This is a genomic window from Rhodococcus sp. Leaf278 (genome assembly GCF_001426085.1).
GTDB lineage: Bacteria > Actinomycetota > Actinomycetes > Mycobacteriales > Mycobacteriaceae > Rhodococcoides.
Genome location: NZ_LMRR01000016.1, coordinates 46,812 through 57,359 on the forward strand (window position 1 = coordinate 46,812; position 10,548 = coordinate 57,359).

The following is a 10,548-nucleotide window of genomic DNA, read 5'->3' on the forward strand; positions in this document are numbered from 1 at the left end:
ATGACCGACAGAACGCAATCCACATCGATCGCTGTACCCGCTCAAAAAGATGGTGGCGCAACAATTCTCGAGATCGGCCAGCAGCCCGAGGTGTGGCGAGAGGTCGCAGGAGTCTGGGACGCGCGAACCGAGGAGTTCCTTCGCGAACTGACCGCCCGCTCGAATCTACGGGTCATCCTGACGGGTGCCGGCAGCTCCGCCTTCGCCGGCGAGGTCGTAGCTCCCGCGCTTCGACGCCATCTCGGTCGACGCGTCGAGGCGATCGCCACGACCAGCATCGTCGCGAGCCCCCGCGACCATCTGGAGCCCGAGACTCCGACGCTCCTGGTGTCGTTCGCGCGATCGGGCAACAGTCCCGAGAGTGTGGCGACAACCGCGCTGGCCGAGGAGATGGTGAAGGATGTGTGGCACCTCGTATTGACGTGCGACCGTGATGGGCAACTGGCGCGCGCGCACGTCGATCAGCCCAACTCCGTTGTTCTGCTGATGCCGGAACGCACCAACGACACCGGGTTCGCCATGACTTCGAGCCTCACGTCGATGATGCTGTCGTGCCTGCTGCTGCTGGGCGGCACGACGCAGCAGGACGTCGAGGCTCTTTCGCGAGCCGCTGAGCACATCGTCGAGATGCAACCGGACATCCGCGACCTCGCGCGAACCAAGAACCGCACGTTCGTGTACCTCGGTGCCGGTGGACTCGAGGGCCTCGCTCGTGAGTCGGCGCTCAAGCTTCTGGAACTGACCGCGGGCGAGGTATCCACCTATTTCGACTCACCGCTGGGCTTCCGTCACGGCCCGAAGGCCGTGCTGGACTCCGACACTCTCGTACTGGTCTTCGTCTCTACCGACGCGCACACTCGTCGATACGATCTCGACATCATCGCCGAGATGCGCGCCCAGCTCGGGTCCGACAGTGTCACGGTGATCAGCGCCGAGCCGCTCGACGACGCCGTCGTCCTTCCCGGACTCACGGATCTGAACGATTCCTCGGTAGCACTTGCCTACCTCGTCTTCGCGCAGTATCTCGCTCTTTTCACGTCCATCGAGCGGGGGAAGACGCCCGACAACCCGTTCCCGTCCGGCGAGGTCAACCGAGTGGTCGAGGGCGTCACCATCTACCCGATGTACGACACAGTGAGGCGATGATGGAGACCACGGCTCACTATCTCGGTGTCGACGGCGGCGGCTCGAAGACGGCCTTCGCGCTGGTCGACTCGCACGGAGTGGTCTCGGCGCGCGTCACGGCTGCGAGTTCCTACTACTTCAACTCGAGTCCCGATGCGATGGAACGCGTACTGGGCGAGGGTGTCTCGCAAGTGTGCGCCGCGGCCGGGATCACGACCGAGCAGATCGGCGCCGCGTTTTTCGGGCTCCCCGGCTACGGGGAGGCGAGCGCGGACGTTGCCGAACTCGACGCGATGCCGGCACGCATCCTGGGACACGACCGCTATCGATGCGACAACGACATGGTGTGCGGGTGGGCAGGTTCGTTGGTATGCGAGGACGGAATCAACGTCATCAGCGGCACCGGGTCCATGACCTATGGCGAACGGCTAGGGGTCGGGCACCGTGTCGGTGGTTGGGGTGAACTGTTCGGCGACGAGGGATCGGCCTACTGGATCGCCACCCGCGGCCTCAATTCATTCAGCCGAATGAGCGACGGGCGCATCCCACGCGGCCCCCTGCACGGTCTGCTCGGGGAGAGGCTGAAGATCTCGTCGGATCTCGACGTGGTGGGACTCATCATCGGTACATGGGGTGGTGATCGCAGTCGAATCGCTGCATTGGCGACGACCGTGTGTGAAGCTGCGCGCGTGGGTGATTCGGAAGCCTTGCGTGTCGTATCCGATGCGGTCCGCGAGCTCGCGACCCTGATCGAGACCACGCGCTCCCTCCTCGGCTTCGGCGACGACGACGTCGTGCCCGTCTCGTATTCGGGTGGAATGTTCACCGACGACGGCTATCTGGCGTCGTTTCGTGCGGCTCTGGCGGAACTGCCGGCCGAGTACGACCTTCGAGTTCCCTTGTTGGACCCAGCACTCGGGGCAGCCGTTTATGCCGCCAAGAACGCCCGCACTCCGTTCAGCACCGCAGCGCTCCAGCGTCTTCGCGGTACCCACACACCGACAAATGAGGTTGAGATCAATGAGTGACACACTCGCGGCCCCCCGCACCCGCAGCTGGATCTTCTATGCAGCTTTGCTGATTCTCTTCTGGGGCGTATGGGGGGCGTTCTCGGCGCTACCCGCCACCAGGTACGGCTATCCGGACCGGATGATCTACTGCATCTGGGCACTCACCATGATCATTCCCGCTGTGTTCGCCATGCGTGGAGCGACATTCGACCGCCGGCGCAAGGCGACCGTCTACGGTCTGCTCATCGGGCTGACCGGTGCCGGTGGTCAGCTGCTCTTGTTCCAGGCGCTCACGATGGGGCCTGCCTACCTGATCTTCCCAATCGTGTCGGTGTCACCTGCGATCACGGTGATCATGGCGATGGTCCTTCTGCGAGAACGGATCTCACGTCTCGCCGTGGTCGGTCTCGTAGCAGCGCTCGCCGCGATCGTACTGTTCAGTGTCACCGGTGCCGCTGCGGACGACTCGACCGGTCCGTGGTTGCCGTTGGCAGTGCTCATCTGTGCCGCGTGGGGAGTGCAGGCCTACTTCATGCGCAAGACCGCCACGATCGGAGTCAACGAGGCCACCACCTTCGGATGGATGGCGATCAGCGCGCTCGCTCTGACTCCCTTCGCTGTCTACTCCATGGGCGGAATCCCCACCGACTTCCCCTGGCAGGCACCGATTTTGACTGCTGCAACCCAGGTCTTGAACGCTGTCGGTGCCTTGTTCCTGGTCATGGCGTTCAGTCGAGGCAAGGCCACGATCGTCGCACCCACCACCAATGCCCTGGCACCCGCTCTGACCATCGTGGTGTCACTCGTGGTCTACCAGACCGTGCCCACGCCGTACGGCGCACTGGGTATCGCCCTGGCGCTGATCGGATCGACGTTGATGGTCTACAGCGACGAGAAGCGCGGCCAGGCTCCCACCCCCGCCGTGGAAAGTGTGCACGCGCAGTCCTGACCTGACGTACTGCCTCTGGTCGACCCGGATTCGCGAGAATCCGGGTCGACTATCATGTCTGCGGGTGCGGTCACAGTGACGTGCTCGCCCGTCGTATCAACGACACCGTCTCGCGGTCGTCGTCGAGCGTCCTCTCCACCTCGCGTCCCAGCGTTGTGAGTACGTCGGTGGCGATGAGTCGGGCCTCGCGGGCCAGGTCGTATCCGACCGTGGACAGTGGTGGGACCAGGTAACGGGAGAACGGTGCATCGTCGACACCGATCACAGCGAGCTGGTGCGGTACGGACACGCCCGCGTTGCGGGCGACGTGGAGCACCCGACTCGCCACCACATCCGAGAACGCGCACACACCCACCGGCACCGCGGTGTCGACCCACGATTCGACCATGCTCTCGTCGGCCTCCGCCTCATCCGTCAGAAAGGCCGTCATCGCGTTCCCCGACGTTCCGGTGAGAGAATCGAATGCCTGTCGGCGCGCACGAACGAAGTCGTCGTCTCTCGATGAGTAGTCGGTCACGTAAACCAGCTTCTCGCAACCGATGTCGATCAGGTGCTGAATCTGGGTGCGCACCATGTCGCGCTGGCCGATGCTGATCGCGTCGCGGGGCGAGGCGGATTGCAGAACCCACGCTCGGACCTCCCGCACGCCCAGTGCCTCCAACGATGCCTGGTCGAGCGCAGAGAGTCGTTGGAACGTGACGACGCACGCTGTGGTGACCGACCGCAGCAGATCGAGGACCTGACCAGGGCGACCGCCGATCGGATGGCGCAGGAAGGCCAAACCTTCGGCGGACAATGCGCTACCGACGCCTGCGAGCAACCGCGCGATGGGCTCACTGGTATCCCACGGGTGCGGAACCAGCGCGACCACGATATCGCCGGTTCCTCTCCTCAATGCGCGAGCGGCCGGGGAGGGGTTGTAGTCGAGTCGCCTTGCTGCCTCCAGCACCGTCTGGCGCGTGGTCTCCGAGATCTGCTTGTCCACGCGGTTGTTCAGCACATAGCTGACCGTCGCGCGGGACACACCCGCCGCCGCCGCGACGTCTGCGCTCGTGGTTCTTCTCCCGGACATCGATACTCCTCGATTCTCTTCAGCGACACGGTACGCGGATCGGTCGGCGTGTCCCGAGGCTTCACACCCGATGGTTACACGTGTAACCTTAAGTAATCGTTCAATTCGACACCAGCAACATCACCTGGATTCCGGAAAGGCGGACCAATGCGTCGGCGCACGGGCACCATGTTTCCGCCGACCGCTTCCGGGACGCACGACGAACGGTTCGCGCCGGTCGTCGAGGTCTTCGAGGAACAGTTGATCTCGTTCCCGTACGGCGGTGCCGCGCTGGCGATATTCGTCGACGGCGAACCGGTCGTCGATGTCTGGGGCGGCATGGCCGACGCGATGGCTGGAAAGGCTTGGCGTCGCGACACTCTCGCGGTTCCGTTCTCGTGCTCGAAGAGCGTCACCGCGATCGTCGTGCTCACTCTCGTCGAACAAGGAATACTCGAGCTCGATACCCCTCTCGCGCACTACTGGCCGGAGTTCGCCGATCGCGGGAAGCAGCACATCACCATTCGAAATGTGTTGTCGCACCGTGGGGGTCTGCCCTCGGTGGATGCGCCCCTGTCCTTCGTCGACGTGTGCGATGGTGGCCCTCTTGTCGCGGCGCTCGAGGGTCAGCAGCCACTGTGGGAGCCCGGAACTGGTCACGCTTACCACGCCATCACAGTCGGCGCGTTGATCGGGGAAGTCGTTCGCCGAGTGACGGGAAAGACCCTCGGCACACACCTGCGTGATCATCTCGGCACACTGCTCGATCTCGACATGTGGATAGGGCTACCGCCTTCTCACCACAGCCGAGTGGCTCCGGTTCTGCCGCCCTCACCGGCGGACTACATCCCTGCGGTACACGAGCCGGTCGTCGACTACCTGCGGGACGACGTCAGGATTCTGCAAGCCCTCACTCTCGGTGGCGCTGTGCGTATCCCGGTCGTCGGATTAACCACCGAAACCGACTGGAACGACTCGCGGTTGTGGTCGGCGGAACTGCCGGCCGGCAACGCGATGACCACCGTACGAAGCTTGGCAAAACTTCACGCCGCGTTGGTGTCCGAGACGACTGCTACGTCCGGGACCTCGATTTCTCCGATCCTGAGCCCGTCGACGTTGCGCGACGCACGCGAGTGCCTCAGTGAGGGTGCACCCGTCATCGGACCGGATTCCGGGCCGTTCCCTCGATGGGGAACAGGCTTCATGCTGTCCAGCCACGCGCGGCCGATGTTGTCCGAGAACAGCTTCGGGCACGATGGCGCTGCGGGCGGACTGTGCTTCGCCGACGACGACCACCGTGTGGGTTTCGCCTTCCTGCCCAGCGTGATGGGGACGGGACCAGACTCTCGCGCTGACCGGATCGTCGATGAGCTTCGCCACTGCATCACCCTATGACGGTCGCCGACCGGGCGCCCGTTCCGACCGAGGAGGACCTCCATGCCTGTCGATCCCTTTCTGGCTCCGCTGCTTTCCCAGCTGCCGCCGTTCCCCGACCACATCGACGACTTCGAGGAGCTGCGCGCAACGGAGAATGCGGCGGGCGAGGTGCTGGTCGGTCAGGTCGCAGAGCCGGGGCCTGACGTCGCTGTCGTGCGTGAGGACTCCGTCCCGGTCGAGGGCGGCTCCATCAAGGTCCGCATCTACGAGCCCTTCGGCGACGCGCCGCATCCGGTGCACCTGTACCTGCACGGAGGCGGTTGGATAGCAGGCACCATCGAGTCGTCGGCCGTCGACATCGTCGCGAGGGAGCGGTGCGTCGGAGCGGGATGCGTGGTCGTCACCGCTGAGTACCGTAAAGCACCGGAGTATCCGTACCCCACCGGTCTCGACGACGCGTACGCGACGCTCACCTGGATCGCAGAACACAGCAGCGAACTCGGCGTCCGACCGGACGCGGTGACCATCGGCGGTGGGTCGGCCGGGGCAAACCTCGCTGCGGCCGTCGCCCTGCGCGCTCGAGACGAGAATGGTCCGTCGATCGCGTTCCAATTGCTCGAGGTTCCGGCGCTGGACCTCACATTCGGATCCGCGTCTATCGCCGAATATGGACAGGGTTACGGGCTCACGGAGGACGCTCTGCGTCGGATCACGTCCTACTACCTTCCCGATCCCGGTGTCGCGTCGGACCCGTACGTGTCCCCGCTGAAAGCGGCCAGCCTGGCCGGTCTACCGCCGGCACACATCATGTCCTCGGAATACGACCCGGTGCGCGACGACGGTGAGCGTTACGCCCGACGGCTGGTCGAGGACGGGGTCGAGGCATCATTCTCATTGCAGGCGGGGCACATTCACATTTCGTCGGCCTTCACGAAGGTCATGGAGTCGGCGCGAGAGTGGCGAGCGGAGGCTCTGGCGACCTTGACGCGCGTTCACGATGCGGTCGGTTCCGCCGTCGACTAGCAACGTTCGGAGATAGCGTTACGCGTGGCCCGTGAGGGGTGGACGATTCGCGACATCCTCGCCCTCGGCGTTATCGACTACCATCCCACTGTCGTCGGACCCGGCTCGAGGATCGCCGACCATCTGCAGGAGTGGTTCGAAGCCGAAGCCGCGGACAGATTCTGGATAATCCCCGATCTGGCGGAGGCGGGCATCGATGATTTCGTCGACGACGTGGTTCCCATCCTTCGGCAGCGCGGCATCTATCCCGACGGCTACACCGGCAAGACTCTGCGTGAGCACCTGGGCGTCCCTGCTCAATACGGCCGTGACCCTCGATTGTTCTAGAACGACCAGCACCCGACTACGAGCGACGGGCACTGAGGCCCCCGCATCGAGTCATGAAATGAAGGCTGGTGCGTTGCACAGTAAATGCGAACGACGTACCGTTTTTGTGTGAGCACACCAGAAATGTCTTTGGCCGACAAGGTATCGCTGGGAAGCGGAGCAGACTTCTGGAGTACCGAATCTGTCGGGTCCGTTGCGAAGATGATCATGACGGACGGCCCACACGGTATTCGCAGACAGACCGGTGCCAGTGATCACCTCGGGCTTGCGGGCAGCGAGCCTGCGACATGCTTTCCGCCCGCCGTAGGTCTCGGCCAGAGCTGGGATGTCGACTTGACCCGTCGCGTCGGGGAAGCGCTGGGCCGAGAGGCACGCGCCCTCGACGCAGACGTGCTGCTCGGGCCGGGCGTGAACATCAAGCGAGACCCGCGGTGCGGCAGGAACTTCGAGTACTTCTCCGAAGATCCCGTGGTCTCCGGAATTCTGGGTGCCGCCTGGGTGAACGGCTTACAGAGCGCCGGAGTCGGCGCATCGCTCAAGCATTTCGCCCTCAACAACGCCGAACACGATCGGATGCGATCGAGTTCCGACGTCGATCTGCGGCCGATGCGCGAGATCTATCTACACGCCTTCTCTCACGTCGTCCGTACCGCGAGTCCATGGACGGTGATGTGCTCGTACAACCGCATCAACGGGGAACTCGCATCCCAGAATCGCTGGTTGCTGACCGAACTGCTGCGTGACGAATGGGGCTTCGACGGCGTTGTGGTCAGCGACTGGGGCGCAGTGGCCGACCGTGTCGCTGCAGTTGCTGCGGGTCTCGATCTGGAGATGCCCGGCCGTAGCGATACGAATGCCCCCATAGTCGCGGCGGTCGAGGCAGGCACCCTCGATGAGGTTGCGGTGGATAGGGCGGCGTCGAACATGGCGGCGTTGGCCGCGAGGGTAGTGGACGGGCGCGCCGAGGCGGTGGCACCGGACCTGGAGGCGCACCACAGTTTGGCGCGTGAAGTCGCCGCTCGATGCATCGTGTTGTTGAAGAACGACGGTGGCCTCCTTCCACTGTCGCCGGACCGCTCGATCGCCGTGATCGGACCGTTTGCGCAGACTCCGAGGTATCAGGGCGGTGGAAGCTCGCACGTGAACCCGACTCGATTGGACGTGCCGCTCGACGAGATCCGTTTTCACGCAAGGACCGTGACCTACAACCGCGGGTTCACCACCGACGGATCCGAGATCGAGCCGCAATCGAGTGCAGTGGCTGCTGCATCGGCGGCCGACGTCGCAGTCGTGTTCCTCGGGTTGGGCGAAGGCCAGGAGTCCGAGGGATTCGACCGAGACGACATCGAGGTACCCCAGGATCAACTCGAACTGCTCACTGCCATCGTCGGGGTACAGCCGAACACGGTCGTCGTACTTGCCCACGGCGGAGTGCTGCGATTGGCCCCGGTGGCCGACGCGGCACCGGCAATTCTCGACGGCGCGTTGCTGGGCCAGGCAGGCGGTGCCGCCATCGCCGACGTGTTGTTCGGAGTGGTCAACCCGTCGGCGAGGCTGACCGAAACAGTACCGATTCGGTTGCAGGACTGCCCTTCTTACCTGAATTTCCCGGGTGAGAACTCCCATGTCCGTTACGGGGAAGGGATTTTCGTCGGCTACCGCGGATACGACGCGCGAGACTTGCCCGTCACGTATCCCTTCGGGCATGGACTGTCGTACAGTACTTTCGAGTATTCGGACCTCGTAGTGGCTTCGCACGAATCAGGAATCATCGCCCACGTGACCGTCACGAATACCGGTGATCGCAGCGGACGCGAGATCGTTCAGTTCTACACGTCCAAGCTCGACTCGGTGATCGCACGTCCACCACGCGAATTGAAAGGATTCGCCGCGACCGAGGTTCTGGAACCCGGGTCCGCGGAGCAGCTGTCGGTCTCGATCAACCGAGCCGACCTCGCCTACTGGGAAACCCGCACCGACGGATGGATTGTCGAGGGCGGCAGCTACGAGGTGTCTGCAGGGGCATCGAGCCGAGACATTCGCGTGACCAGTAGTGCGGACGTCGAAGGAGACGCGGTCGACATTGCATTCACGGCCGATACCACCGTCGGAGAGGCACTCCGAGACCCTGCCGCTGCGAAAGCATTGGGGATTCTCGGTTTGTCGCTCGGTACGGATGACGATGCACTCGGTATGGATACGGCCCGGATGATGGCAGACATCCCGTTGGGTCGACTGAAGGCGTTCGGAATGGGGCAGGACGAAATCGACGCCATCATCGCTCGCGGCGGCTTCATCGGAAGCGGATCCGGCGGGTAGGGGATTGGAAACCCACACGGACACTCGAGATGTACTCGGTCTGCTACCCACGGGCCATTCGACGCGCTAACGGCGACAGCTGGACCGAGCCAGGGATACCGCAGCCGCACCTCGGTCGGCGTTTGCGGCAGCTCGACGCCGTCGACCTCTTCGACTGCGACAGCACCTCAGCTGTAGACTTGCGTGGTGTTCTCGACCACGAGCAGCACTTGGTTCCCGGGCACACGACCGACCACCTAGAACCCGAACGGCTCCGCGAACTCGTCGAGGATCATTGGTCGATTGTCGAGGTCGGGCGGGTCTGACGTCCGCGCGGCGGGAGGCGCTTTTCTTCTCGACCGGATCGAGAAGGTGCTGGTGTCGCTGCCATATTGGTCAACTCCGATCGCGGTCGTCGCTGTGTCCGTTCGGTTGCAGTGACCGACCTGTTCGGTGTCATTGGTGCCGCCCAGACGACTCGGCCTCTTGGTTGGCCCCGGCAGTCGTCATTCGTGCCGCTTGAAGCGCAGGGGTAGGCGCATCCGGGCGACCCGTGCTTTCTGTCATACATTCGGGTTATTTTAACATCCGTTCATTTTATGAATGATACTTCAAACATGTCTAACGATGCTGCTCAGCGCGGTGAGTGGCGCGACGTTGATCGACGCAGCGGAGGAGTTGCTCGCGAACGGTCCGTTCGCGTCGGTGCGGATCGAGGACATCGCCGACGGTGCCGACATGTCTGTGGGCGCTGTGTACGGGCACTTCGAGAACACCAATGGATTATGAGTCCACGGCTCTAACCGACTGAGCTACCGCCCCATTGCGACGTTGATCGACGCAGCGGAGGAGTTGCTCGCGAACGGTCCGTTCGCGTCGGTGCGGATCGAGGACATCGCCGACGGTGCCGACATGTCTGTGGGCGCTGTGTACGGGCACTTCGAGAACAAGGACGGCGTGATCGCCGCTGTGGGTGAGCGCATCGCGGCTCGGGCGATCGAGCGACTCTCAGCCGCTTTCCAGCCAGGTATGTCGCCGTACGAGCAGTTCTCGTCGGCTGGCCCGGCATACATGCGGTTCCTCCTCGACAACCCGGCGTTTCTTCGATACCTCGCTACCGAGCCCGCCGGCCACGAGTCGCAGCTTCTGCAGGAGTCGGCGTCGCGGACCATCTCGGCGTTGCTGTCGTTGTTCGAAGCGGCGATCCAGGCGTGTGTCGACGCCGGGGAAATTCGCCCGGTCGATGCCCGCTTGATGGCTCACTTTCTCTTCGGTGCCTGGAACGGCGTCGCCGGGCTCGTACTCGGCCCGAGTGGAGCAACCCTCACTGCCGCAGATGTCGAGCAGTGCCTCGAACAAGCCAGACACATCGTGCTGGCGGGACTGGC

At 63.8% G+C, this 10,548-nt stretch carries 10 protein-coding genes; 9 read left to right on the plus strand and 1 reads right to left on the minus strand.

Annotation, left to right across the window (positions count from 1 at the left end):
* Genes ASG84_RS16050 through ASG84_RS16060 form a run of 3 tightly spaced genes read left to right on the plus strand, consistent with a single transcriptional unit; the run spans position 1 to position 3,084 of the window.
* Complete coding sequence (locus ASG84_RS16050; RefSeq protein ID WP_057478045.1) at positions 1-1,146, plus strand: SIS domain-containing protein; 1,146 nt, start codon at positions 1-3, stop codon at positions 1,144-1,146.
* Positions 1,143-2,153 carry an N-acetylglucosamine kinase gene (locus ASG84_RS16055; RefSeq protein ID WP_235581691.1) on the plus strand — a complete coding sequence of 337 codons (1,011 nt, stop codon included), beginning with the start codon at positions 1,143-1,145 and terminating at the stop codon, positions 2,151-2,153. The genes ASG84_RS16050 and ASG84_RS16055 overlap by 4 nt, the downstream gene beginning before the upstream one ends.
* Positions 2,146-3,084 carry a DMT family transporter gene (locus ASG84_RS16060; RefSeq protein ID WP_235581692.1) on the plus strand — a complete coding sequence of 313 codons (939 nt, stop codon included), beginning with the start codon at positions 2,146-2,148 and terminating at the stop codon, positions 3,082-3,084. Before ASG84_RS16055 ends, ASG84_RS16060 begins: the two co-directional genes overlap by 8 nt.
* Positions 3,085-3,154: 70 nt before the next feature.
* Here ASG84_RS16060 and ASG84_RS16065 read toward each other — a convergent pair whose 3' ends face one another.
* Positions 3,155-4,156, minus strand: a complete 1,002-nt coding sequence (locus ASG84_RS16065; RefSeq protein ID WP_057478048.1) for a LacI family DNA-binding transcriptional regulator — start codon at positions 4,154-4,156, stop codon at positions 3,155-3,157.
* Between the two features lie 147 nt (positions 4,157-4,303).
* Here ASG84_RS16065 and ASG84_RS16070 point away from each other — a divergent pair, with 147 nt between their 5' ends.
* The 6 genes from ASG84_RS16070 to ASG84_RS27785 all read left to right on the plus strand — a co-directional run.
* Complete coding sequence (locus ASG84_RS16070; RefSeq protein WP_057478049.1) at positions 4,304-5,530, plus strand: serine hydrolase domain-containing protein; 1,227 nt, start codon at positions 4,304-4,306, stop codon at positions 5,528-5,530.
* Positions 5,531-5,572: 42 nt separating this feature from the next.
* Positions 5,573-6,535, plus strand: a complete 963-nt coding sequence (locus ASG84_RS16075; RefSeq protein ID WP_057478050.1) for an alpha/beta hydrolase — start codon at positions 5,573-5,575, stop codon at positions 6,533-6,535.
* 24 nt (positions 6,536-6,559) lie between these two features.
* A complete protein-coding gene (locus tag ASG84_RS16080) occupies positions 6,560-6,862 on the plus strand; it encodes a hypothetical protein (protein ID WP_057478051.1) in 303 nt (100 codons plus the stop codon).
* Between the two features lie 84 nt (positions 6,863-6,946).
* A complete protein-coding gene (locus ASG84_RS16085; protein ID WP_057478052.1) occupies positions 6,947-9,181 on the plus strand; it encodes a glycoside hydrolase family 3 C-terminal domain-containing protein in 2,235 nt (744 codons plus the stop codon).
* Positions 9,182-9,787: 606 nt separating this feature from the next.
* On the plus strand, positions 9,788-9,949 hold the full coding sequence (locus ASG84_RS27015; RefSeq protein WP_162248350.1) for a helix-turn-helix domain-containing protein: 162 nt from the start codon (positions 9,788-9,790) through the stop codon (positions 9,947-9,949).
* 42 nt (positions 9,950-9,991) lie between these two features.
* A partial coding sequence (locus tag ASG84_RS27785) for a TetR/AcrR family transcriptional regulator (RefSeq protein ID WP_082521033.1) occupies positions 9,992-10,548 on the plus strand: 557 nt, incomplete at its 3' end.